General features: G+C 54.5%; 21 protein-coding genes. 5 read left to right on the forward strand and 16 right to left on the reverse strand.

Annotated features, from left to right (window positions below):
• Window positions 1-59: 59 nt before the first annotated feature.
• The 6 genes from CMUST_RS11740 to CMUST_RS11765 form a co-directional block, all read right to left on the reverse strand.
• Window positions 60-1,733, reverse strand: coding sequence for a hypothetical protein (locus tag CMUST_RS11740; protein WP_047262677.1), 1,674 nt, complete (start codon window positions 1,731-1,733; stop codon window positions 60-62).
• Window positions 1,734-1,736: 3 nt separating this feature from the next.
• A complete protein-coding gene (locus CMUST_RS11745) occupies window positions 1,737-2,450 on the reverse strand; it encodes a DUF3558 family protein (RefSeq protein ID WP_158408232.1) in 714 nt (237 codons plus the stop codon).
• Window positions 2,451-2,891: 441 nt separating this feature from the next.
• Entirely contained in the window at window positions 2,892-4,421 is a 1,530-nt protein-coding gene (locus CMUST_RS11750) for an APC family permease (protein WP_201779204.1), read from the reverse strand.
• Entirely contained in the window at window positions 4,418-5,257 is an 840-nt protein-coding gene (locus CMUST_RS11755; protein ID WP_047262680.1) for a universal stress protein, read from the reverse strand. Before CMUST_RS11755 ends, CMUST_RS11750 begins: the two co-directional genes overlap by 4 nt.
• Complete coding sequence (locus CMUST_RS11760; protein ID WP_047262681.1) at window positions 5,254-6,624, reverse strand: flavin monoamine oxidase family protein; 1,371 nt, start codon at window positions 6,622-6,624, stop codon at window positions 5,254-5,256. Before CMUST_RS11760 ends, CMUST_RS11755 begins: the two co-directional genes overlap by 4 nt.
• A 52-nt stretch (window positions 6,625-6,676) precedes the next feature.
• Entirely contained in the window at window positions 6,677-8,092 is a 1,416-nt protein-coding gene (locus tag CMUST_RS11765; protein ID WP_047262682.1) for a gamma-aminobutyraldehyde dehydrogenase, read from the reverse strand.
• Between the two features lie 315 nt (window positions 8,093-8,407).
• Here CMUST_RS11765 and CMUST_RS11770 point away from each other — a divergent pair, with 315 nt between their 5' ends.
• The gene (locus CMUST_RS11770) at window positions 8,408-9,052 is read left to right on the forward strand and encodes a DarT1-associated NADAR antitoxin family protein (RefSeq protein WP_047262683.1); all 645 of its coding nucleotides are present in this window, start codon (window positions 8,408-8,410) and stop codon (window positions 9,050-9,052) included.
• A 114-nt stretch (window positions 9,053-9,166) separates the two neighbouring features.
• On the opposite strand, the gene CMUST_RS16090 is transcribed toward CMUST_RS11770, so the two are convergent.
• Both CMUST_RS16090 and lepA read right to left on the reverse strand, forming a co-directional pair.
• A complete protein-coding gene (locus CMUST_RS16090; RefSeq protein WP_052844717.1) occupies window positions 9,167-10,213 on the reverse strand; it encodes an FRG domain-containing protein in 1,047 nt (348 codons plus the stop codon).
• A gap of 131 nt (window positions 10,214-10,344) precedes the next feature.
• Window positions 10,345-12,195 (reverse strand): translation elongation factor 4, encoded by a 1,851-nt coding sequence (lepA, locus tag CMUST_RS11780; protein ID WP_047262684.1) that lies wholly within the window; start codon window positions 12,193-12,195, stop codon window positions 10,345-10,347.
• Between the two features lie 544 nt (window positions 12,196-12,739).
• On the opposite strand from lepA, the gene CMUST_RS11785 reads away from it, so the two are divergent.
• The gene (locus CMUST_RS11785; RefSeq protein WP_047263613.1) at window positions 12,740-13,258 is read left to right on the forward strand and encodes a type II toxin-antitoxin system PemK/MazF family toxin; all 519 of its coding nucleotides are present in this window, start codon (window positions 12,740-12,742) and stop codon (window positions 13,256-13,258) included.
• A 153-nt stretch (window positions 13,259-13,411) separates the two neighbouring features.
• A complete protein-coding gene (rpsT, locus tag CMUST_RS11790; protein WP_047262685.1) occupies window positions 13,412-13,675 on the forward strand; it encodes a 30S ribosomal protein S20 in 264 nt (87 codons plus the stop codon).
• A gap of 98 nt (window positions 13,676-13,773) precedes the next feature.
• Here the strand turns inward: rpsT and CMUST_RS11795 are convergent, their stop codons facing one another.
• From CMUST_RS11795 to CMUST_RS11805, 3 genes are read right to left on the reverse strand one after another with little or no spacing between them, the layout of a single operon-like run.
• Window positions 13,774-15,870: a 3-hydroxyacyl-CoA dehydrogenase/enoyl-CoA hydratase family protein gene (locus CMUST_RS11795; protein ID WP_047262686.1), complete on the reverse strand. Its 2,097-nt coding sequence runs from the start codon at window positions 15,868-15,870 to the stop codon at window positions 13,774-13,776.
• The gene (locus CMUST_RS11800) at window positions 15,867-17,033 is read right to left on the reverse strand and encodes an acetyl-CoA C-acyltransferase (RefSeq protein WP_047262687.1); all 1,167 of its coding nucleotides are present in this window, start codon (window positions 17,031-17,033) and stop codon (window positions 15,867-15,869) included. Before CMUST_RS11800 ends, CMUST_RS11795 begins: the two co-directional genes overlap by 4 nt.
• A 28-nt stretch (window positions 17,034-17,061) precedes the next feature.
• Window positions 17,062-18,237, reverse strand: a complete 1,176-nt coding sequence (locus CMUST_RS11805) for an acyl-CoA dehydrogenase family protein (protein WP_047262688.1) — start codon at window positions 18,235-18,237, stop codon at window positions 17,062-17,064.
• A gap of 202 nt (window positions 18,238-18,439) precedes the next feature.
• Here CMUST_RS11805 and CMUST_RS11810 point away from each other — a divergent pair, with 202 nt between their 5' ends.
• Together CMUST_RS11810 and CMUST_RS11815 are read left to right on the forward strand one after the other, a co-directional pair.
• Window positions 18,440-19,021 carry a TetR/AcrR family transcriptional regulator gene (locus tag CMUST_RS11810; protein ID WP_047263614.1) on the forward strand — a complete coding sequence of 194 codons (582 nt, stop codon included), beginning with the start codon at window positions 18,440-18,442 and terminating at the stop codon, window positions 19,019-19,021.
• A gap of 101 nt (window positions 19,022-19,122) precedes the next feature.
• A complete protein-coding gene (locus CMUST_RS11815) occupies window positions 19,123-20,610 on the forward strand; it encodes a 3-oxoacid CoA-transferase (RefSeq protein WP_201779205.1) in 1,488 nt (495 codons plus the stop codon).
• 57 nt (window positions 20,611-20,667) lie between these two features.
• Here the strand turns inward: CMUST_RS11815 and CMUST_RS11820 are convergent, their stop codons facing one another.
• From CMUST_RS11820 to CMUST_RS11840, 5 genes are all read right to left on the reverse strand, one after another.
• On the reverse strand, window positions 20,668-21,156 hold the full coding sequence (locus CMUST_RS11820; RefSeq protein WP_083987560.1) for an ankyrin repeat domain-containing protein: 489 nt from the start codon (window positions 21,154-21,156) through the stop codon (window positions 20,668-20,670).
• A gap of 18 nt (window positions 21,157-21,174) precedes the next feature.
• Window positions 21,175-22,128: a DNA polymerase III subunit delta gene (gene holA / locus CMUST_RS11825; RefSeq protein ID WP_047262690.1), complete on the reverse strand. Its 954-nt coding sequence runs from the start codon at window positions 22,126-22,128 to the stop codon at window positions 21,175-21,177.
• Between the two features lie 47 nt (window positions 22,129-22,175).
• Entirely contained in the window at window positions 22,176-23,891 is a 1,716-nt protein-coding gene (locus CMUST_RS11830) for a ComEC/Rec2 family competence protein (RefSeq protein ID WP_052844721.1), read from the reverse strand.
• On the reverse strand, window positions 23,888-24,676 hold the full coding sequence (locus CMUST_RS11835) for a ComEA family DNA-binding protein (protein WP_047262691.1): 789 nt from the start codon (window positions 24,674-24,676) through the stop codon (window positions 23,888-23,890). The genes CMUST_RS11830 and CMUST_RS11835 overlap by 4 nt, the downstream gene beginning before the upstream one ends.
• Before the next feature lie 130 nt (window positions 24,677-24,806).
• Window positions 24,807-25,667 (reverse strand): DegV family protein, encoded by an 861-nt coding sequence (locus tag CMUST_RS11840; RefSeq protein WP_047262692.1) that lies wholly within the window; start codon window positions 25,665-25,667, stop codon window positions 24,807-24,809.
• Between the last annotated feature and the right edge of the window lie 7 nt (window positions 25,668-25,674).

Below are 25,674 nucleotides of genomic sequence, written 5' to 3' on the forward strand. Positions count from 1 at the left end.
ATTCTTTAACAAACCCCCACCCACCGGATTTTCCCCCAATGGCTGGGGGTTACTTACTGCTATTCGCGTACCCAGTTTCCGATAACACCTGGAATTACTTTGGGTTGTTCGCCCAACAACGCTTTGAGGTTCACGTCTCGTTCCACGCTCGTGGTAATACCCCGTATCGGCTTTTTACGTTTCCGCTGATTCTCATTATTGTTGTTGTTCTGCCCACCGATCGGTGCACCTATCATCGGGGTACCCGCACGCCCGCCACTGTTTGCACCACCAGCACCAGCGGCTGACTTCGCACCAGCACTGGTGCCGTTTCCCACACCACCACTGCCGCTACCGGTTGCGTTCGGGGTTTTCGGTGACACACCAACCCCACCACCAGGACCCATGCCGGTGCCAAAGCCACGACCACCACTGCCGAATGCGCGGCCACCAGCACCACCGGTTCCGCCTCGCATGCCAGACGAACCAACCCCACCGGTCATACCGTAACCACCGAGTCCGTTCATACCGGCACCCATACTGGTACCAGTGGTACTACGACCACCACTGGTAGCGGAGTGCCCGCGGCGGAGCCCACCAGACGCAGGAACACTCCCACCACTGATACCACCAGACATACCTGGGGTGAGTCCACTAAACACCGGCGCATGTGTTGACGCACCGGAACCACCTGGTCCTGCTCCAGTAGGAAGCCCCGTGACCGGTGGCATACCCGGTGCTGGTGCTGCCGGTGCACCCACCCCACCACCAGTAACGGGGAGTGTTGCGGTTGATGCTGCCTGCGTGCCCACCCCCGCTGGATTAAGCGTACCTGTCGCTGGTGCTGGTGGTGCACCAGTAGAATCCGACCCAATCGCAGCACTACCACCACCAACACCATGACTGTTATCCATCATCAAATTCCGAATCACCGGCACAGCCTGAGACAACGCAGCACTATAGAACCCATGGAATGTGGCTAAATACGCTTTTTCGGCTGCTTCTTTCTCCGCAGGATTCGCAATAGTCTGCAACGCAGACAATGCTTGGGATGCCTGAGTGTGAAAATGCGGAGCAATCGTCGACAAAATCCCCACCGATCTCGCCATCTCTGTGGCGTTCGCTGCGAAATACATAGCTTTCGCCGCAGTAGCCTTCATCCCAGCAGTCGCCCGCAACACCGCAACCCCCTGATTCTGCGCTGATAATTGTCCGGCGATGCTATCCAATTTCGCTGCAATACTCGTTGCATACGTTGCCATCGACTGCCAGTCCGCCGCAGCTTGGGCAGCCTGACCGGACTGTGTCGCACCCAGTTGTGCGACTAACGTTTCCAACGACACCGACGGAACCGGCGCAGGTGGGAGGAATGGGAAATCCGCAAACGACGCCGCCGGTTTCGACGCGAACTCCGCAACATCCTGCTCAAACGTCCCACCCGAATCAGCGGTATCCAACCCACGCGATAACGCAAGATCATGGCCAGTAAACGCCACATGATTCAACCGCAGGTTCATCCCCAACCACTCCACCAAATCCCGGAAACTCGCCAACACATCCCGGGCACTACCCGCACCACCTTGAATCACCTGCGCATGATTAAGTCCTAATTCGTGCAACCCGGACAATGATGAAAACGCACCACTCAACGTGGCTCGAAGCGCAATACCGTAAGTTTCTTTGGCATTAAGTTGAGCATTTTTGATGCCGTTAAATGCATTTTCAAATGATGCTGAATTTATCAACATGGACATTGATTATCCTTTCAGAGCAAAGATTTTTTGCAACATATCTACTGCTTCCTGACAGGACATTTCGGGTGTTATCCCGTGGACCAAGTTTGATCCTGATGCCGTGAGACTTATCCGTCCTCGGTTCGTCGACACAGCTATAGTGCAATCCAACTCATCATCTTTGTCGGAAAGCCTATGCTGATACCAATGCTCCGGGAGTGCTACTAACGGTCGATCGACAATTAGATCCAATGACTCAATATGCTCATAAGTAACGACATCAGTTGAAATCGTAAAACCAAAATCACTTTTGGACACGTCTATCGGATTTACCGCGCAGACTGCAAAATCTTTGCGCGCCGTGTGGGAAACATCCCAAATAGTTAGTCCGAATTGCTCATATTGTTCTTTGGTTACTTCCCCGCAGGGATCAAAAACCGTTAAATTAGGATCGGTCGGGTCAAACGTTCCAGTACCAGCTTCCAACACCTCACCAAGCGTTTTCGGTTCAGCCACCTGCGATGACGCTGGTAGTTGTTGGGATTGCGGCTGGTTTTTAACAGCCAAGTACTGAGCCAAAGGCGTAGATAACCCGCAGCCAGAAAGCAGAAAGACACAACACACCACAACCGCAGACACGGTACAGCGTGCTGAACGAGCCGTTATCTGATCAGGCAGAGTCCTGGCACACATTGACATTTTCTCGACCATTTCCTCAAAACCGCCTTTCAACGCCACTGACAACCAGTGTAAAACCAAATAGACAACGTGCTCTATAGAGTTAGACTCACTCACCACCCCAATCGGTTCCATAAAAAATATTGCTACCCCCAAACAGGTAAACCCCCACCAATTCTTCAAGTCGGAGAATCCACCCACCACACCCCAAAAACCCAAGAAACAACCAAGCATTAATCCAAATCCCCGACTTCCAAAAACCGGCACAACAACCCCAACCCACACGCCACGCTGGTAGCGTCGACAAGCACCCACGCACTTATACAAGTCGGGGATTTACCCACAACCCGGCATCAACCCCAGCTAAAACTCATCAAACTGCCACAATCCCCGACTTCAATAAACCGGCATGAAGCACCGCCACATATGCCACAGGAAAACCCGCCGCACCGAAGCATTTGCTGCGGTGAAGCGGGCGGTGGGGCGTCGAAAAGCTTATGGTTAATCCAGGTTAAAAACGGAGTCGACGCTGATGAGCGGATCGCCAGGTTTGCCTTTGGTAAGCGTCTCGCCTCTGAAGAAGGCCGGGTTGCGCCACCACGTGATTGCTAGTGCCACAACGCCTAACACTAGAACTGTGGTACCAAGGATAAACACCAATCCCACTCCGAATAGCGAGCTACCGGAACCGTAGGATGGGTCCATGGCATCGTAGGAGGTTTGGAAGAAGAACACTAGCAAAAGCGTCCCGCCGATCAGTGGCGCGAAGAAGCGGTTAAATGCGTGGCTGATGGAGTCAAAGGCATCATGCCGGAAGTACCATACGCAGGCGAAAGCTGTGATTCCGTAGTAGAAGCACACCATCATGCCTAGTGCGGTAATGGTATCCCATAGAACGGCTTCACTGAGCACTCGCATGATTGCGTAGAACACAAATGACACTGCGGCAGATACTATCGTGGCGAATCCAGGCGACTGGAACCGCGGGGTAATGGAAGCAAATCGCTTCGGCAACGCGCCGTAATAGCCCATGGCTAGCATCGTTCGGGCTGGGCCAATGACGGTTGATTGCAGTGATGCTGCTGAGGAGCCTAGCACCGCGATTGACATGATGATCGCTAGTGGCCCTAAGACCGGGCCGGATAATGCGGCGAAAATATTTTCTTGAATGTCGGGGTTGCCCAGGCCGTATTCGCCGTCACCGGTACCGGCAAAGCCGATCATTGAGAATGCGATGAGCTGATATAGGGTCACGATCATGAAGATGGTTAAGGTTGCCGCTTTGCCAGGGGTGGCATGGGAACCTTTCGTTTCTTCTGTCATGGTGAGAACAACATCCCAACCCCAGTAGATGAATACCGACAGTGAGACGCCAGCGGCGAATGCGGAGAAGCTTTCCACACCAAATGGGTTGAGCCATTCCCAACTGTATGGGGTTGCATCAAAGGCTTGGCCATTAGCGGTTTTCCAAATAGCGACGACGCTGAAGAAAACTAATACTGCGATCTGGAACCCCACCAATGCGTATTGTACGAATTTGGTTGTATCCAAACCCCGGTAAGAAATAGCTGTGGCGATGGAAATCATCACAAAACATGTTGCGATGTTGATGGGAACGTTACGAGTGAGTTCCGCGACTTCCGGATTGCCTGTTATTTGAGATAACAGTAGATAAAAGAAATCCACTGCGATGCCAGCTAGATTACTCAGTACTAGGATGGTCGCGGCCAAAAGTCCCCAACCGCCCAACCATCCAACGATTGGGCCGAAAGCACGGGTAGCCCAGGTGAAAGTGGTACCGGAATCCGGCATGGATTGATTTAGTTCCTTATAGCCCATGGCTACCAGAAGCATCGGGATGAAACTCACCAGGAAGATGGCGGGAATGTATTCCCCGACAACGCTTGCAGTTGGGCCTAGTCCACCGGATAACGTGTAAGCGGGCGCAATACAACTCATGCCGATGACGGCGGCACTGATAAGGCCCACCCGGCCAGCACTTAGGCCTTTGCCATGCATTTTGTCACTCATGTGACCACCTGCCTCATATGGTATTCGCGGGGTACTACAACTAATGGGATGCTCAATGTCTTTAACAACCGCATAGCTACCGAACCTGCGAAAACTGTTTGTTTTTCTGCCACCCGGGAGCTACCGACAAACATGAGATCACCGGGGTTCCAGGCAACGCTGGAGAGATTGCTGGCGGAAACTTCGATATCAAATTCTGGTGCGGGTTCGTCTTTTATTACCCGTGCGACCACTGCGTGTGCATTGTCGATTGCTCGTTGCTGGGCATCAACACCTTCTTCTTCAGACATCAATGCGACTAGCCGCAGCGGTAGTTGTGCGCGTTTCGACAGCACAATTCCGGTTTCCACCAGGCTTCCGGCCCCAGGTCGGGTACCAACAGCACAGTTAATCCGATTGATAGGGGTGCTGAGGTACCCGCGTGGTGATAACGCTATAGGTACTGTGGCGCCGAAAAGCAGGTCTTGGGCGATGGTTCCTAGTCGGTGGCGCTTAAATGGGCTTGACGACGCCCCACCAACCACAATCATTTCCGCAGCCATATCCTTTGCTGCGCGGCTGAGACCTTCTGCGGTGGAGGTTCCGGAATAGACATGCGCACGCGCTTTGATGTCTTCAGGAATTTGATCCAATGCCCCGTGCAACCAGCGAAACGCCTGGTTGAGCAATACATCGTCGACGGTGCCAGTTGGCGGATATTCGTGACTGAAAATATCATGTCGGCGCAGAACCAATACAATTTCGAGGTCGATGTTCATCGCTCGGGCAATATCAATGCCTAGGTTGATTGCATCTATTCCTTGGGGTGTGGCTTCGTAGCCTACGACGCATTTCACCGCGACTCCCCCAACAACTTCGCAATATCTTTAGCCACTTTCTGCCCCATTCGGATGGCACCATCAACATGCTGATAGCCTTCGCCCGCAATATCGGAACAAGCGAAGTGGATTGGGCCCACCGGGTCGGTGTTGTACTTACCCCACCGGCTTAATCCACCAAGGTCATAGGAGGCAGCGTAGGCGCCCCGAGTCCATTCCTCCGCTCCCCAATCCGATTCGTAGTAGGCAACCGGCTCTAAAGTTTCTGGGCCGAGGAATTCCGCCATTGCTGTCAGAATCTTCTTCTTGCGTTCCTCCGCAGAAATCTCAAACATGGCGTCGGCGTTCTCGTCCGAGACGAAGCCCACCAGTGTGCCGCGCTCATCGCCGTAATTGGTGTTGTCATAAATCTCCTGCACCAGGTTTCCGGCGGCGAAGCAGGTACCCGATAGCCCCTTGTCCCGCCAGAATGGCCGGTCGTAGGTGGCGTGTACTTTGATAACCAAGCCCATCGACTGGTGCTGGTGCATCACGTGCTGCAGCCGTGGCATTTCCGGCACATAGGAAATCCGGTGATACAGGGTCGGTGGAACTGCCAGGACGGCAAATCGTGCCCGTACTTCCACACCATGATCGGCGTAAACGGTCACACCAGAATCGGAATATTCGATGGTGCGCACCGGTGCAGCCAAGGTGATGTTGTCCTCACCGATTTTCTCCGCCAGCTTTAACGACACCATTTGCATGCCGCCGACCACGCGGGCGTCAAGAATGAAGTCTTCATCTACCAGATTGGAGAAGCTTCCTGCAGACGCAGCCATGTGCAGGGCTTGCAGCGCGGAAAAAGCGTGGGCGGGTTTGGTCAACATACCGCCAGCGATAAACAAGCCGATGTTGTTACGGGCCTCTTCGTCGTCGCAAAGCGTCTCTAACCAGTGCTTAAAGCTAACAGTGTCCAGTTCACGGGCTCGTGGATGATCCCATGGTCGTGCGGGGTCCATCTCGGCGACCAATTCATCCATCATGGAAATGAGCCGCGCCATCTCCGCCTGGGTTGATTCGCTGCATGGGAACATCTCACCGGTGTAGCGAGAAACTGTGCCATCTGGCGCCATGTAGAGGCTTTCGCCTTCCCGGTAGCGCTGGTAGGTTTCCAAGTCCAGCTCGTCAAGCAATTCGATCAATACGGTCTGATCTGGTGAAACCCACTGTCCGCCGATTTCGTACCAAGCACCGTTCATCACGTCGGAGCGGGTGCGGCCGCCAACTCGGTCGCGCGCCTCAACAACCTGTACGCTGTATCCTTGTTCTTTCAGCCGCAGCGCCGCCATTAATCCCGCTGGTCCAGCACCAATAACGACGACATCTTTTTCAATAACGCCCATTTTTGTTCCTTAATCTTCTTTCAACCGTGTGTCCGCTACGCCAAACGTGCTGTTAGTGCGCGGCCATGACGTGCTTGATGCGGGTGTACTCTTCGACGGAATACAGCGACATGTCCTTGCCGTATCCGGAATCCTTGAATCCGCCGTGCGGCATTTCCGCGATGAGCGGAATGTGGGAATTGATCCATACACAGCCGAAATCCAATTCGCGGCTAGCCCGCAACGTGGTGGCGTGGTCGGTGGACCAGATGGAAGCAGATAGGCCGTAGCTGACGTCGTTGCCCATTTCCAATGCCTGGTCAACAGTGTCGAAGGTTTGCACAGTAATGATGGGGCCGAAAGTTTCTTCCTGAATTGCCTTGTCGGTCTGCTTCAACCCAGTGATCACGGTTGGCTCTAGGTAGAATCCAACGTCACCGATCCGATTGCCACCAGTAACAATTTGAGCGTGTTCTGGCAGGTCAGCTAGAACCTGACATACTTTGTCGAAGTGCTTGCGGTTATTGAGCGCCCCATAGAACGCATCCTCATCGTCCGGCTTCCCCGGCTTGAGTTTCTTCATTTCCGCCACCAACTTCTCGGTGAATTCGTCGGCAACACTAGCGTCAACCAGAACCCGCGTCGCTGCGGTGCAGTCCTGGCCCGCGTTGAACAACCCCGCAATGGCGATCCCCTCCGCCGCCTTGTCCAGCTCCGCGTCCGCGCACACGATAACCGGCGCTTTCCCGCCCAGCTCCAAATGGGAACGCTTTAAGTTTTCGCCCGCTGAACGCCCCACGGCCCGACCCGCCGGAACAGAACCAGTAATGGACACCATCACGACATCTGGGTGTGCGACCAATGCTGCGCCGGTGCTAGCATCACCCAAAACGATATTGACCACCCCTGGCGGCAAAACCTCAGCGATAAGTTCTGCAAGTTTCAGCGTCGATGACGGCGTTGTATCTGATGGCTTGAGTACCGTAGTGTTGCCAGCGGCGAGTGCCGGGCCGATCTTCCAAATAGCCATCATGAGCGGGTAATTCCATGGCGTGACCTGGGCGACTACACCGATAGGTTCCCGCCTAATGCTTGAGGTAAACCCTTCCAGGTACTCACCGGTGGCCATGCCATTAAGCACCCGGGCACAACCTGCGAAAAATCGCATCTGGTCCGCACTTGGAATGCACTCCTCTGACACGACGAGATGTTTAATTTGACCGGTTTCTTTCACCTGTGCATCAGCCAATTCTTCGGCATGTTCTTCGATCTTCTCCGCCAGTTCAAGCAGATACTTTTGCCGCTGGCCGGGGGTAAGGTCGCGCCACGCTGGGAACGCCCGCTTCGCGGCGGCCACTGCGGCATCAATGTCTTTTTGATTAGATACAGGGCTGGTGGCGATGACTTCCTCGGTGACCGGACTTACCAGGTCAATGCTGTCAGCCGAATCAGAAACAACGAATTCATTATCAATAAAATTCTTATACATATTGTGCACAACTCCTTCATCCAGTGGCGCAATCAGTCGAAGATTTTTCGACCAAGCACCATAAAAATGTGATGTAGATCAATATTGGCCGCCATGCCACCAGGCAACCACAGACATAGCGTATATTCCTGCAAAAACAATTATCCCAGACGTATAAAATCCCAGCGCAGTTCAAATAAGCCCACGCTAACCTGTCACCTCAAGCAATCACCCCCACCCCACCCTTTTCAAACAGCTTTTCGACGCTGTCACGTCGCCATATCAGCACCGTTTCCTATAATCCCGACGCCTACCCCAACCATCAAAGGAGAGCCAATGGCAACTCGCCCCGTTTTCGTATCCCACACCGCCGACAACCCCTGCCTAGAAATCACCACCGAATTCCAGTGGTTCCCCGGATTCTCACTCGCCCAGAAACAGCGCAGCATAACCAGCCTGCACGAAAGCTTCACCGCCGCCCACCCCGGTCACACGCTCCTTGAGATTTCCAGCAAATCCCCCAACCCCCTCGGCGTTAAACTCAGCGCATTTAACCTCACCCTGACCCACAACAACCACACCATGAGCGTTGAAGCCGCATTCCAGGGCTCCAAAGTCTTTGCCTCCGCTGGACCATTCACCGAAATCTATGAACTTAGTGCCCGGGAAGCCAAGCGGTTCCCACAATTAAAAGAAAGCGGCGCGCTTACCCATTTCAATTTCTTCGGCAGCCACTTCCCACTTACCCCCACCACGTTCTTCTACGACTACCTCTATATCACCGCACTGCATTCCCACCCCGACCTCGCCGAAAAGGTACAAAGCTTCACCGCTTTCACCGACATCGAATTCAACCCCGCCAAGCAACTTAACTGCCAAGCCCGCTCCGCTGCCACCTACGTCGCGCTTTGCACCCACAAGCTTGTCGACGACGCACTTTCATCACCGGAGGCATTTAAAGAAATTGTTTATCGGCGCTGATTGAAGGGACACTCCACTGGAATACAAAAAGACGTTAAGAACGCGCCAGGATTTTCTGGTACGAAAACCACAAAGCAGACGGAAAATATGAAACCTAAAGTAAATTATCTTACTCTAAAAGTTCTGAATTTGATTTTTCAGAACTTGCATTTTATTTGTGAAATCCGGATAAATTGATGCTCTATCTATCCCAATTAGCGAAAGCTCGTGTAATATTTTTTCTTTACTTTCAGCTTCGATGATAACAGATGTAAGACCTATTTTGTCATAGAGCCAAGGACCTTTCTTGAGATTAAAAGGCACAAAATCATATTCAGCATCATATTCAACAAAATTTTTAGATTTATCCAACTTTAGCTTTTCACAATGCATTCCACACACCAAAAAGGCACCCTGCTGGGCTTTCATCCGCTCATTCAGAATCGACGATCGAACGCCGACAAAAGGGAAAAATAATGCACTCGCTGACACAAACCCCTTCCAAAATATGTCTTTGGATTGGACAAAATCGTACCCATTTTCATTAATCCTCTCCTCGACTTTTATTATTAATTCCTGAACCTCATCTCCCCACAAGAATTTAGCTACGTAAACAAATTCCCTAAAAGCCGCCAAAACCAAGTTGTAAGAAATTTCCGATTCAAAGCTGGAATTATAAACAAACTTTTCCCATTTTCCTCTAAAGGAAAGTAAAGAAATCAATTTAATCAAAGAATTTTCTTCATCAAAAAGGGATACGTTTTTAAAAACGGAGACTTCTCCGTCTTTTCCGGTTTCTCCTTCGCAAGCAAAGAAAAGTGCTACGAGTGGATTAAAAGTCACATCTATCAGTCGAGTTGGAAAACCATGATGCTGAATGTGCGCCAACTTTTGAAAATCGGTCATTCCGATAAATTCTGTCGGATTTTCGGCAATAATTTTCTGGAATATCTCTTGCTCATGTTTCCAAAAACGTTCACCATAACGAAACAATGATGCACTGAGATCCCACTCCGCGTTGCTTTGCCCCCGATAAAGTGGCTCTGGAAACAGCGCGTTCGAGTTTCCATTGATAGAGGAGTTAATCTCTTGAACCCTATCCAGGAACTCGTTTAAGCTTGTTACCTTTCTTGGTTCGTTTTCTACTGCTTTCTTTGAATTGCTTTCTTCGCTGTTACTCATTGATAATCACCTATTCTTTTATTTTTGGCTTGTCTAAAGTTTTTCACTATCAAACTTGATGCTTCACTAAAGCCGCCAGGTTCCTAGCATCTAGGACTCTGGCGGCTGTGATTGTCGGAGCGGTTTATGCGTTACTTCTCATCATCCGTAGACAGCGCTGCAACGAATGCTTCCTGCGGTACGGATACGGAGCCGAGTGCTTTCATGCGCTTCTTGCCTTCTTTCTGCTTTTCCAGCAGTTTGCGCTTACGGGAGATGTCGCCGCCGTAGCATTTAGCGGTGACGTCTTTACGCATGGCGCGAATGTTCTCGCGGGCGATCACTTTGGAGCCGATGGCTGCCTGGATCGGCACCTCAAATTGCTGGCGTGGGATCAGCTCTTTGAGCTTCTTGGTCATCTTGTTGCCGTACCACTGGGCGGAGTCGCGGTGAACGATGGCAGAGAACGCATCTACCGGGTCGCCGTTGAGCAGGATATCCACCTTGACCAGGTTGGCTTCTTGTTCACCGGCGTCCTCATAGTTGAGGGAGGCGTAGCCTTTGGTGCGGGATTTTAAGGCGTCGAAGAAGTCGAAGATGATTTCGCCAAGCGGCATGGTGTAGCGCAGTTCGACACGGTCTTCGGAAAGATAGTCCATGCCGCCCATTTGGCCGCGTTTGGATTGGCAAAGTTCCATTGTTGTGCCGACAAATTCACTGGGAACAATGATGGTGGTTTTCACCACTGGTTCCCACACTTCGCGCAGTTTGCCGCCGGGCCAGTCGGAGGGGTTGTGCACGTGGATTTCTTCCCCACCTTCAGTGACTACCCGGTAGGAGACGGATGGCGCGGTGGAAATGAGGTCGAGGCCGAATTCGCGTTCCAGCCGGTCGCGGGTGATTTCCATGTGGAGCAGGCCGAGGAAGCCGCATCGGAAGCCGAAGCCGAGGGCGACGGAGGTTTCGGGTTCCCAGGACAGGGATGCGTCGTTAAGCTGTAGTTTTTCCAGGGCCTCCCGCAGGTCCGGGAAGTCAGCTTGGGAGATTGGGAATAGGCCGGAGTACACCATGGGCTTGGGGTCTTCGTAGCCTTGGAGGGGTTCCTCAGCGCCCTTGACTGCCCAGGTGACGGTGTCGCCGACTTTGGATTGCCGCACGTCTTTTACGCCGGTAATCAGGTAGCCCACTTCGCCAGGGCCAAGTCCGTCGCATTTCTTGGCGGTGGGCGACACGATACCGATTTCCAGTAGTTCGTGCACCGCGCCGGAGCTCATCATTTTGATTTTCTGGCGTGGAGTGAGTTTGCCGTCGATCATGCGGATATAAGTAACGACGCCGCGATAGGTGTCGTAGACGGAGTCGAAAATCATGGCACGCGCCGGCGCGTCGATAGGCTCCTCGGTAGTTGGTGGGGGCACTAGTTCGGCCACCTTGTCCAGCAGTAATTCCACACCTTCGCCGGTTTTGCCGGATACCCGCAGTACTTCTTCGGGTTCGCAGCCGATGATGTGGGCGATTTCGAGCGCGTATTTCTCCGGGTCGGCGGCAGGCAGGTCGATTTTATTAAGGACCGGGATGATCTCCAGGTCGTTTTCCATCGCCAGGTAGAGGTTGGCAAGTGTTTGGGCTTCGATGCCTTGGGCGGCGTCGACAAGCAAAATTGCGCCTTCGCAGGCTTCGAGCGCGCGGGAGACCTCATAGGTGAAGTCGACGTGGCCGGGGGTGTCGATCATTTGCATGACGATTTCCTCGCCAGCGTGTGGGCCGGTGCGGGGAACCCACGGCAGACGCACGTTTTGGGCTTTGATGGTAATGCCGCGTTCGCGCTCAATATCCATATTGTCCAAGTACTGATCGCGCATGTCGCGGGCATCGACGACGTTCGAGAACTGGAGGATACGGTCCGCCAGTGTCGATTTGCCGTGGTCAATGTGCGCGATGATGCAGAAGTTACGGATTTGGGAAAGATCCGTAAACGTCTTTTCCGCGAAATTCTTGGGCATTATCTTGCTGTCTCCCTTTCTTGTTTAATCCCCCTCACATTACCGCATTGTGGTGTGTTTTCTTAGTCCGGTGTTTGCACTGCTATCGCTTGTCGACGTTTGCCTGTTAGCAACGTGTCACCGCCGTCATTAAGACACGGTTGCCTGCACTTACCCCCAGATAGGTGAGCAGGTTAACTAAATCGGAAAATAACAGACCTTGAGGTGACATTTTTGCGCTGGACGAAATACCTTTTCACACGGGGGCAACATTCACCCCCGTTGCCCAAACGTTATTAATTTAACCGCATGACAACCTTAAGATTTTCTGCAATGATTGTGTACAGGTACACCAGTTTTATCAACGGGCTGTAACACTCAAGGTGATGTGACCGGATAGCCCTATAGATAAAGGTTCGCCTTTCCGCATGTCGGAATGAACACTAGTGGGACAGATGTGACTAGAGTGATGAGTATGAGTCTCCGCAGGGACGCCAAACCCGCAACGACGCCGACCGCTGGCCGCCCCTCCCGCGCGCCCAAACCCACCGGCTTTCTTAATAAGATGCTGCGCTGGTTCAAGCGTGACCACAATGACCCCCTTGATGAGGGACTCACCATGTTGTATTCCCGGCTGGGACTACACGAAACCACCGTACCCACCGATATTCGTCAAGAAAACTTCGCCGAGTTCACCGTCTGCCCCGCCGCAGCCTGCCCCCGTAGTCTTTTTTACGCCCCAAATATGGACGGCCATGTCGACCCCGGCGAGATCGTGTGGTTCTGGGTCGCACCGGACGATCAAACCGGATCGCTGATCGAACGCGCCTTGGTCGTCGTTGGTCGCCACGGAGATATGATCATCGGGCTACTCACCTCCCCCAATCCCAGCCATGCGGATTCCACAAACTGGCTCGACATCGGCGCGGGCCCGTGGGACGATGCTGGACGGCAATCCTGGGTACGGCTGGATAAAGTGATTAAAGTCCCGGAAACCGCTATTCGACGCCAAGGGGCCGTCATTCCGGAACATCGGTTCAATCGCATTGCCAATCGGCTGCGCTCCGACCACGGTTGGGCTTAGCACTTCATTCGTGCTAGAGTTTTTCCTCGTTGTCCAATACAACAGCACCTAGATGATTTTCACCACACAACCAGGACCTTGGGGTTGTTACCCGGTTAAATTTCACACCAAAATCTAGGTGGTCTTTTGCTGCAAGATTAAGAGGTAATTGTCATGGCAAATATCAAGTCTCAAAAAAAGCGCGTCCTCACCAACGAAAAGCGTCGTCAGCGTAATCAAGCTGTTCGTTCCGCTGTCCGCACCGAGATCCGCAAGTTCCGCGAACTCGTTGCCGAAGGTGACAAGGCTGCCGCTGAGGCACAGCTGCGGGTAGCTTCCCGCGCACTGGATAAGTCCGTCACCAAGGGCGTCTTCCACCGCAACAACGCTGCGAACAAGAAGTCCAAGATGGCTAACGCCCTGAACAAGATGGCTTAACACTTTTAAGCTTTTCATCTAAAAACTCGCCACCCGCATATGCTGCGACGTGGCGAGTTTTTGCTATTGAACTGGCGGTTTTGTTCGACTTTTGGGGTCTAGCTGCGTTTTATCCCAGTAGCAACGGCCTTCGCCCGTTCGGCGTTCGCTGGGTTGCTAATGGCCTCAAAGGCGAGTTCGGTGGATTTCTTCGAGAACTCGGTTTCGGCCAGTTCCCCGTCCCCGGTGAGAAGCTGCGCCAAGCACTGGCCAACTTTCACATCGGCGACCTCACCGGTCACCGCACGATTTAATGGTTGCCCCTGGTAGAGCGGAATAGATTGTTCGACGGGAGGTCGGTAATCAGCGGCCAGTTCCGTAGCCACCTGAATGGCCATGTCACGCAGATGTTTGCGTGAGGCGACGATCCTGTCACTGGGCCGTAATAGGCAGTTGTCTTGGGCATCAAAGGCGGTCTGGAGGCGTGCGGCGGACATTGCAAAGTCGAACACCGCCTGATGCGGGTTTTTCGTTCCGGCTTCTAAATGCCGGATCAGGTGCTGCACTACCCCGCCCCAGCCGGGAAAGATTCCGACGCTTCGTTCGGGAAAACCGAGTTTAGTATCCACGTGTGCCACCACGGTATCGGCGTGCAACATCAGTTCCGCACCACCACCCAGTGTTATCCCGTGCACGGCCGCCACCACCGGAAACGGCGCAAACTGGAGCTTGCGGTAAACGGACACACCAATATCGATGAAACCTTTGCCGCCAGTGACTAGGCTGCTTAGTTCAGCACCCGCGCTAAAGGCCTTGGGGTCATTGGATGTGATGACTAGTCCGCGCAGATCGGATTCAGCCGCGGTGTTGAGGGCGGCAAGCACATCGGTGGTGATGATCCCCAGTTTCGTGGTGATGGTTAGCACCCCGATCCCGGAGGGCAATCGGGTTAGGGTGGCTGCAGGCGATGTGGCAAGGACCTCCCCCGATTCGGCTTTCGCCGGGGAATCGGAGCTAAACGCCTGGTAGAAGCCACCCGCCGCGACGGCTTCGAGTAGAAGCGAGGGCGGGTTGTCGTCGAAAAGCGAGACGATGGTGTCCACGCCGATAGCGTCCGCCAACGCGAAGGGCCCGCGCTGCCAGGAATAACCAAGTTCCATGCCCGCATCAATATCGGCGATAGTATTCGCAATGTCGTGGGCGTGGTCGCAGCAATAGCGTAGGGTTTCTACAAACACCTGGCGTGCGTAATCATTGCTGGTGACCAGCTGTATCAGGTCGGTGGGAATGGTGACCTGCCGCTTGGGTCGATACTCGAAGGTGGAATCAATCACCTGATCCGGGCCGTTATAGAAGCCAGAATCCCCGGTGCGCCCAGTCAACCCCCGCTCAATCAGCCCGGTAAAGAGCGGATGTTCCACGACGTTGTATTTTTGGAGCGCGTCGGTCGCCGGAAGCGTGTTATGCAGACTTCTCCACACGTCGGGAACGAGTTGCAGGCCGATGTAATCGAAAAGCCCGAACACGCCGGTGCGCGGAATTCCGAACGGTTTACTGAAAACCGCGTCAGCGTATTCCGGATCAATGCCCGAATCCAAGGCGATGCGGGCGGCCACCGCCATCCAAAAATTGCCGATCCGGTTGGCGATAAACCCAGGCGTATCGCGGCAAATAAGCACGCTTTTGCCGAGCTGCCGCTCGATGACGTCGATAAGCCAGCCCATGAGCGGGGCGTCGGAGGTTGCGGCGACCACCTCAACCAACGGCATAACCCGAGGCGGATTGAAGAAATGCGTGATGAAGAAATTGCTGCGGTGCTCCTGCGCCAACTCGGCGCTTAGCTTGGCCAGCGGAATCGTGGAGGTATTGGAACTCAGGACGGTATCGGGGCCTAAAAACGGCGCGATTGCGGCATATAGCGACCGCTTGGCATCAAGGTTTTCAAAAATCGCTTCGATAACCCATTGTGCATCCGCAACCACTGCAAGGTCATCTTCGGAATTTCCGACCGTGATATTCGCCGCGAATTTTTTATGGAAGAACCCGCCGCGTTTGAGTTGCAGGTCGACGGCCGCGCGGGCTCGGGCGTTGCGGTCTGGCCCGTCGGCGGGCATATCGAGCAGATGCACCTTCACGCCGGTACTTGCTAATAGCGCGGCGATGCCGGAGCCCATGGAACCGGAGCCGAAAACCACTGCGGTTTGTAGATCTGTCATAACGAAACTCCTGGGTTTTCTAATACCACCGCGATGCCTTGCCCGCCACCGATACACATGGTGACCAGGCCATAGCGGAGGTTGTGCCGCTGCATGTGGTAGATAGCTTTCACGGTCAGGATCGCACCGGTTGCCCCGAGCGGATGCCCCAATGCGATCGCGCCGCCGTTGGGGTTGACGATCGCCGGATCGAAACCAAGCTCCCGACTCACGGCCAGCGCTTGGGCGGCAAATGCTTCATTCGATTCGATGACCCCAATATCGGCAAGACTAATCCCCGCCTGCGCGAGCGCCTTCGGCACCGCCGGAATTGGCCCCAGCCCCATGAGATGCGGTGCGACACCAGCCACCGCCCAGCCAGCGATGCGCGCCAACGGGCTTAGGTTGTGGGTTTTCACCGCGCTTGTCGACGCCAACACCGTAAACGCGGCGCCGTCGTTGATGCCAGAGGAGTTTCCGGGAGTCACCGTTCCATCTTTTTGGAAGGCAGGACGCAGCCCACTGAGCTTTTCGACGGTGGTGGGGCGCGGGTGTTCATCACGGCTAAAGTCCCCCACGGCGACTATTTCGGCGTCGAAAAGCCCAGCATTTTGCGCCTGCGCGGCACGTTCTTGCGACAGTGCGGCAAATTCATCCTGGTCGTGCCTGCTAATCCCAAGCTCAGCCGCGATATTCTCGGCGGTAATCCCCATATGCACCTGATCGAATGGACAATTAAGAGTCCCGATCATCCAATCGCGGTTCATGCTATCGCCCATCCGGACCCCGTGACGCAATCCAGTTACCGAATAGGGAGCATTACTCATGGATTCCACACCACCGGCAAGCGCAATATCCGCAACGCCGTGGCAAATTTCCAGGGCGGCGGAGACGATCGCCTGCGCCCCGGAACCGCATAACCGATTGACGTTAAACGCGGCGGCACCTTCGGGTACACCCACCTCACGGCCCACCATTCGGGACAGGTACAGGTCTTCCGGCCGGGTTGGGATCACATTGCCGACAACCACCGAACCAATGTCGGCTGGCGAAACATGGGCACGCTCGATTGCAGCGGCCGCCGGAATGGCCCCTAGTTCCGCACAGTTCAGCCCCGCCAGCGATCCGTTAAATTTCCCGATGGGTGTCCGAGCCGCACCAATAATAAATACATCTTCGTGCATCTGAAAATATCCTCCTTGGATTAGGCGATCAGGCAAAAGCCCCGGTGCCGGTGATCTTGCGGCCCACGATGAGGTGCTGGATGGTCTCGGTTCCTTCGTAGGTGTGCAGGGCTTCGAGATCACCCATGTGCCGAATGATGTGGTTTTCCAGCAAAATCCCCGAGCCACCCAGCATGTCCCGCGCGTTTGCTGCGACAATGCGGGCGTGTTTCGTGCAATAGCCTTTCGCCATCGAGGCCTGTTCCGGCGCAAGGTGCCCGGCCGCTTCCAGCACGGCCAGTTGTTTGCAGTGCAGCGCCATCGACGTGATGTCCTGGAGCATTTCCGACAACCGTTGCTGAATGATTTGGAACTTCACCAGCGGTTTCCCGAACTGGGTGCGGGTTTTCGCGTGTTCCAAGGCAATTTCATAGCACGCGATCGCGTGCCCCAGTGCCGCCCAGGCAACACCGGAGCGTGTGGCCGATAACACCTTGGACACGTCTTTGAAGGAAGATACCCCGGGCAGCCGGTTTTCCGCAGGCACCCGGACGTCTTTCAGGGTGATTAGCGATTGGTCGATAGCGCGCAGCACCCCCTTGCCTTTGATGATTTCGGCCTGGTAATTCGGGGTGGTTTGCGGCACCAAGAAACCACCGACGCCGCCGTCTTCCAGTCTGGCCCAGATAATCGTGAGATGTCCGTTAGCGCCGAACCCGATCCACCGTTTTTGCCCGTTGAGTACGTAATCATCGCCGTCGAGAACCGCCGTGGTTTCTAGCGCCACCGCATCGGAACCGTGGTCGGGCTCCGTGAGCCCGAAAGCGCCGAAGATTTCACCCCGAGCGAGTTTTTCAATATAAGTATCGCGGTGCTGTTGCGAGCCGTACAGCATGATCGAGCGCATGACCAGCCCGCCTTGGACTGCGGCGACCGCACCCATGGAACCATCCGCACGAGAAATTTCCATTGCGACCAAGCCTGCGGCCAGTGGACTCATAACTTCGTGACCAGGAATTTCCACTCCATCAGTAAAGAGGTCACGGTCACCAAGTGCGCGCACGAGATCTGGGTTGGTGCGACCGATTTCCCAATCCTCATTAATGACTTTCAGGCATTCCACGCCAAAGTCGCGGGCGGTAGCCCACCATTTTTCATCGGCCGGGTCGAGATCGGAAAAAATTCCGTAGTAATCGGTGCTGGGAGCAAGAAGGTTGTGAGGCATAACGTGTGTCCTTTGTGGATAGTCTGAGTGCAGCCAAGTCAGCTGCCAGCGGGAAAAGCTTCACAACAATAACTAATAACCATTCGTTAAAACGAGTATGACGCAGATCTCAATAACTGTCAATACATCGCTCTAAAATTGCGAAAACCCAAAGAAACAAACCGAATGGTAATTCGCAGGAAATTCGACCACAATGACAGACATGAAGAAGCTCACGCGCAGAACCGAAATCCTCGCCGCAGCCCTCGAGATCATCGCCGAACGCGGCTATTACGGGACTGGCATGCAAGACATTGCGGAGGCCATCGGAATTCGGGCATCGAGCCTGTATAACCACTTTTCTTCCAAGCATGAAATCCTGGCAACGATCATGACCACCACCATGTCCGACCTTCTCACCCAACACGCCCGCGCCATCGCGGGAACAACGTCGCCTGCTGAAAAGCTCAGCGCAACCATGGCGATCCACCTGCAGTTTCATGCGGAACGCCGATTGGAAATCCGGGTAACCAACCGGGAGATTTCCACCCTGCAAGACCCCGACCGCACCCTACTGACCCAACTGCGACGCGATTACGTGAATAGATGGATCCGGATCATTGAGGACGGAATAACGGCAGGCGACTTCTCCTGCCCCGACCCGAAGATCGCCTCCTACGCACTCGTCGACATGGGGATGGGGGTTGCAAATTGGTACCGGCCCGACGGACCGCGCAGCTTAGCGGAGCTGCAAGAAACCTACTGCCGCATGGCTCTCAACGCGGTGGGGGTAGCCGAAATTTAACCCCTCTTCCCCTACCCACCATTGGCATGTAACCTGCATCACAACAATAACTAATCACCATTCGCCTAAATTCTTCCCGTCAGACCCAACAGAAGGAATGAATGATGGTCGATAAAGTAGTGAGATCAGTTGACGAAGCCATCGCAGGGATCACGCCCGGCGCGAACCTTGCCATCGGTGGTTTCGGAATCTGCGGAAACCCCCTGGTGTTGATCGAGGCGATAGCCGAACGCGGCATCAACGATCTTGTGGTGTATTCCAATAACCCTGGTACACAGGTCACTGGCGAGTCTTTAGGGCTTGCACGGTTTAGCGAAAAGCACTTGATGCGTAAATTCGGCGGTTCCTATGTCGGTTTCAATATCGAATTTGAACGCCAGTACCTCAACGGCGAAATTGAGGTGGAGTTGATCCCCCAGGGCACGTTGGCGGAGCGGATGCGTGCAGGCGGCGCGGGAATTCCGGGGTTCTACACCGCCACCGGCGCCGATACCGCCGTCGCATTGGGCGGGTTGCCGCAGCGGTTTAACCCCGACGGTTCCATCGCGTCGCCGTCCCCGCCAAAAGAGACCCGGGTGATGACCTTCCGTGGCGAGGAGCGCACCTTTGTTTTTGAGGAGGCAATCACTACGGATTTCGCATTGATCCGTGCCAAGAAAGGCGACCGGGCTGGAAATTTGGTGTTCAATCTTTCAGCCCAGAATTTCAATTTTGAAGCCGCCATGTGCGGTGGAATCACCATTGTTGAGGTTGAGGAGCTTGTCGAAACCGGCACCCTTGATCCGGATGAGATTCACCTACCGGGAATCTTCGTCGATCGGGTTCTACCGCTAAGCCCGGAACAGGTAGCAGCAAAACCAATTGAGATTATCCGCACCCGTAGTGACGACGGCGGCCAGTCCCAGGCACACACCGATGCTGAGCTACTTAACCCAGACGGGAAGGGGTGGAGCCGCAGCGGCATTGGTAACCGGGCAGCCCAGGAGCTTCGGGATGGCGAATACATCAACCTTGGGGTGGGGGTTCCCACCGAGGTGGCGAATTTCGTGCCGGAGGGGGTGACGGTAACCCTGCATGGTGAAAACGGCATTTTGAATATGGGCCCCTACCCCACCGAGTCAGAGGTTAACGCCGACTTGATCAACGCAGGAAAGACGACTGTCACGCTTAAGCCGGGCGGTGCCACCTTTAGTTCGTCGTTAAGCTTTGCGATGATTCGAGGCGGGCACATCAACACCGCGATCCTGGGGGCGTTGCAAGTTTCCGAGAAAGGCGATATTGCCAATTGGGGTATTCCTGGCAAAAAGATGAATGGCATGGGCGGAGCGATGGATCTAGTCAAAGGCGCCCAGCGAGTCATCGCGGTGTTAGATCACGTGAGCAAGGACGGCTCACCTAGATTGCTTGCTGAGTGCACCTATCCGCTTACCGCCGCTGGTGTGGTGCAGCGCATCATTACCAGCCTGGGGGTCTTCGACGTGGTTGACGATCATTTGAATCTCATCGAGCTTGCCCCTGGGGTCACGCTTGACGATATCGCCGCCAATACCGAAGCGCGGTACACGGTTGATCCGTCGCTCAGCACCTAAAACACTTAAGCCCCGGCCACCAATGACACGACTGGTGACCGGGGCTTATGTGTGCTTTTAGCCAGCCAATGCCCGCAGACGCTCGGCTAATTCAGTTTGCCCAAACATATCGGCACAGGCGATTGCGTCGGGGTGGCCTGCTAGTGGGTTCGCGCCAGCGTCGATAAGCGCTTCAACAACGGCTGTTTCCTTTTTGAAAATAGCGCCCGCCAGTGGCGATTGCCCCCGGTCATTCAGTCGGTCCACGTCCGCCCCTACCTTAGCTAAGGCAGTCACGATGTCGGCATGCCCATTGTATGCAGCCAGCATCAGCAGGGAGTTTCCTTCATGGTTGGTCAGATTCGGGGACAGCCCAGCCTCCACGTATTGCACCAAATGCTCGGCGGCACCGGGGCCGCCGTTGCGGGCGAGATTAAAAAGTTTGGCTACGAATTGCTGCAATTCTGGTGGAAGTTCAGCGCTATCCTCCGGGGCAGCATCGTCGTTGATGGTGGCGTTGGCATAGGATTGTTCAAGTTCTTCAGAAGACATGGGCTTTTCAGACATGCCTTCATTCTAGGAACTTTAGCCCGCTAATTTGGCTATTTTTAGCACGGCGTTTTCCAATGCGAATTTCGGATCGCCACCTTGGCCTTTGACACTTGCATCAAGTTCCGCGATCACAATCACTGCCTCGCTGACCGCATCGCCGGACCAACGCCTAGCTAATTGGGCAGTTTTTTCTAAAACGAAGGGATGCATACCCAACTTGCCTGCTAGGGATTTATCCACCCGCCCCCGCAGACTATAAAGCCGCGCTATAGCTGATACTTTCATCGACAACGCCGCCGCTAAGGCCGCCGGTTCCAATCCCAGTTGCAGCGCCCGGCGCATACTGGCTATAGCCCGCCTGCTGTTACCGCTGCAGGCTAAGTCAGCTATATCGAAACCAGACACCTCCGCCACCCCGGCGTAATATTCCCGGACTTTCGCCTCGGTGATTTCGCCTTGGGTGTCGGCCACTAGTTGGCTAACAGCGCTGGCTAGTTCCCGCAAATCTGAACCCACGCCTTCTAGTAATGCATGCACCACATCCGGAGTGGGGCGCACCCCGTGTCGACGAAATTCTGCGGTCACCCAGCTGGTTTTCGCACTTGCTTTTAGTTTGGGAACCTCATGAACTTCGGCAATTTTCTTCAGCTTAGGCACCATTGATTTCGTGCGTCCCCCACCGGAATGCACGATAATCAGGTAGATTCCAGGTCCCGGATCGACCGCAAATTTCAACACAAGCTCGGCTGGTTCTTTCCCCGCTTCCTCCATTTTGTTCAACACGATAATGCGATCCTCGCCGAAAAGGGAGGGGCTGCACATGTCAATGATTTCCGCCTCGGTGACGTCACCGGCCCGCACGGTGGTTACCACCAGGTTTTCGCCCTCCGGTGATTGTTCCCTCAGTGAAGCAACAACCTCTAGCCGGGCGCGCTCGGCGAGGAATTCTTCATCGCCGACGATCAAATGAACCTGTGGATTGGGCATGTCCCATACTTTAACCCATGCTCGAAAAAGGGTGCAGGATTGCGGCCTTAAAAACTCCCATCCACCGCATGTTGAGTACCGTCGCTATACACAATGACGCCCGGAGCCTGATCGACAAAGATTACCGGGATACCCTCTCGTGTAATGGTGGGGCGGTGAATTGGTTTCACCTGTACGCCCCGGCGCGCTGGCGGAGCGCGTAACACCAAAACAGCTTCGGTACCTGGTGGTATTCCGTCGCTTCGCCCGTCGCGGTTCACGTCGCGTCCGAGTTTTTCTAATTCCTTGATGTCTGAAACCGTAACGGTTAATAGGCTTCGGGGGTCGCGTGGCTGTGGGCGACTGAGATCTAACGGTTGGCTAGGAATGACCACCATCGCAATGATTAGTACTATCAGGGTTTTAAACAACCGCCGATACAGTAACACCACCACCCAGCAGGCGGCGAGCAGTGCCCACCAGAAAGCAAAAGGCGAATCGATGCTAAGTTGCGCCCCAGGCAAGCGGGCTGTGGTTTTAGCGATAAACACCACCCACTGTGCTAAGGGATCTAAAAGAAGAATCAGCGGCATGGCGATGCTGGGGTGGATGATACTTAATACAACAGACGCCATTCCGAGCAAGGTGATGGGCGCAACCACCGGTGCGGTGAGGATGTTTGCCAGCACCGCAACAACAGAAATGGTTCCGCTCATGGTGGCGACAATCGGCATGGTGACCAATTGGGCAGCTAATGCCACGGCTAACGCCCGTAGGAGGATGGCAGGAACTGGAAGTAAAACGAAAAATCTCAGTAGAACTGGGTAAAGAAGCAGGATTCCTGCGGTTGCGGCTACCGATAATATAAATCCGAAGTGTGAAGCCAAACTTGTATCCCACAACAGCAACCCGATAATCGTCAGCGCTAGACCATGAATCGGGGTGCTGGTGCTGGAAGCAACAACCGCCACCACAGCTGCCACGCTGGTGACCGTGGCACGTAATACCGAAGGTTCTGGGCCTACTAGTGTCACGAATGCAAGCATGGCAACCAGCACCACACAGCTACGTAGCAGCAACGTTAATCGGGCTGCTACCAGCGCCACACAGGTCGCAACGATCGCCACATTGGCACCAGAAACCGCCGTGAGATGCGCCAAGCCGCTTGCTTTCACAACCTCGCTAAATTCCGCCGATTGCGCGGTGGTATCTCCTAGCACCATGGCGGGAATGAGCGCGGCTGCATCCCCCTCAATATAGCGTGATACTGCGTGAGTAAAGCTGGTGTTGATCGCGTTGCTGACCGCATGGGTTATGTGTGGAGACGCAAGTATGTGCCAGTCCTGGGCTGTAATAAGGATGTGGCTTAATCCGATCCGATTGCTCGTTACCACGTTGCCTGTGATTTCTATCGTGGCACCGGGAGGCATATTAAGCGGTGTATCGGACATGACCGGAATATACGTTGGGTAATCCGCAACTCTAATGTCCTGCACCCAACCGCTGTTAGTGCGCCTGGGTCGTGATACTGCCGTTGCGATGATGGTTCTTGCCCATTCATACTGATCCACTTGCCGCACCCGCATCAGGGAAATCATAAGTGTGCTCGATCCCAGCAGCCCGCACATAATCGCCTGGCCGACATCAACTTTCAGGCAACCGATGAGCGAAATGCCGAAAACAATCACCACGATCCAAAGACCGCTACCGCCGCGCAGCCAGATCGCAGCAAAGCTTAGTGCCCACACCACCAAGGCACTAGGTGCCAGCCGCCATTGCGTCACAACGTAACCTCTTCGGCAATCGCACTGAACTTGGCTGGCCCGATGCCTTTGACTTCTTGGAGTTGCTCAACGCTGGAAAACCCGCCGTGGCTTTCCCGATATGCCACGATCGCCTGCGCGGTTTTCTCCCCTACCCCGGGAAGCGTGGTTAATTCCGTTACCGTGGCCGTGTTAATCGAGAGCTTTCCCACCATGCCACCGCCCACCGCTCCGCTTATCGATGCCCCTTGTCCAGCAAAAAGTTGAGGCGGCGCCGTAACCGGGTCGTCAACGTGGGGGACGAATATCTGTTCGCCGTCGACAAGCTTCTGCGCGAGGTTCAACCCCAGTGTCGCCGCCTGCGGTTTCAACTGAGCTTTCTCCAGTGCGTCTGCGACCCGGGCATTGTGGGCGAGTGTGATCAGACCGGATTGTTCCACCTCGCCGACGACACTGACAACAATGCTTGTCGACGCCGCCGCTTCATCGCTAATCGGATTCCTCTCAGCCCCAGCATGTGGTGGTATGTGCCGATCAGGCAGTGACGAATGCGCCGAGGCGATCGATACTGGAACTGGTGTTGAGGTTTCGGTGAAAAGATTCCAGGCCACAGCAAGCACTGAGACGACAGCGATCACAAACCCTAACGCCAGCGCCGCCCGGGGATTAATTCGCCACTGGATGTCAGCTGGTACGGGAAAATTCACCGCTAGTTCTTCTTCTGTTCCTAGCGGAGCGGTAATGTCACCCAATCGTTGCCTCACTGATGCGGCAACCTCATGACGTAGAAAACCGAAACGTCTCATACCTTTGACGCTAAATCGAAATATCAGCTGCGCGAAAGGGCTACTTCGGTTCTGTGGATAACTACCGCCTTACTGAAAACAACATTTTCAGTAAGGCCCACATCCCTGTGGAAAACCCACCTTTAGCGGACTACTCCGCCCCCGCAGTGGCGCCGGAATCCACAGCAGTTTCGGTCTCCGACGCAGGTGGCTGCGCCACTTCATCTTCGCGTTGCGAAAACACAGTGGATACCCCCAACGCCCCCGGACCACAATGGACAGCCAAAATCGGATCCATCTCCGTAATCATGATTGATGACCCCACTGGTAGTTCACCGTATAGCTGTGTCTCCAACGTGCGCGCGGCCTCCCGCGCTTCATTCTGCTGGATAGCAATAAACACCGGCTGCCCCGCAGCGCGGTCACAAATAAGTTCCGTTAGCTTTGCAAAAGCCTTCGATTGGGTACGGGTCTTAACCGCCAATTCAATCCGACCGTCGGTGATCTGCATGATCGGCTTCGTCGCAAGTGCCGTCGACACCACTGCGGTGGTCGCCGAAATTCGGCCCGACCGCCGGATCTCATCAATCCGGTGCAAATAAATCCATGTCTGTGACCGAGCGAGGGTATCCTCTGCTAACTCGACACATTCGGTCACGGTTGCCCCATCCAGCGCCAACCGGGCAGCCGCCATCGCTGCCGCCCCCACGCACATACCTATGCTTTGGGTGTCAATGACCGTCACCGCACCATCGAACACCCCCGACGCGGTGACCGCCGCAGACCAGGTGGCTGATAAATCTTTCGACAAATGAAGAGCAACTACCCCGCTATCACCACCGCGCTCCAACTGCCGTGCATAGGCGGCTGTTAATTCCAACGCGGAAAGCCCAGATGTGGAGCGCTCGTCGTCATCACCCATCAGATGCAATCCGACAACAGTAATCCCCAGATCCGCAGCCACCTGGGGTGGAACCCCGGACGAAGAATCAGTAACTATCCGAACTGGCATCCTACAA

The organism is Corynebacterium mustelae, from assembly GCF_001020985.1.
In the GTDB taxonomy this organism is placed as follows: Bacteria; Actinomycetota; Actinomycetes; order Mycobacteriales; family Mycobacteriaceae; genus Corynebacterium; species Corynebacterium mustelae.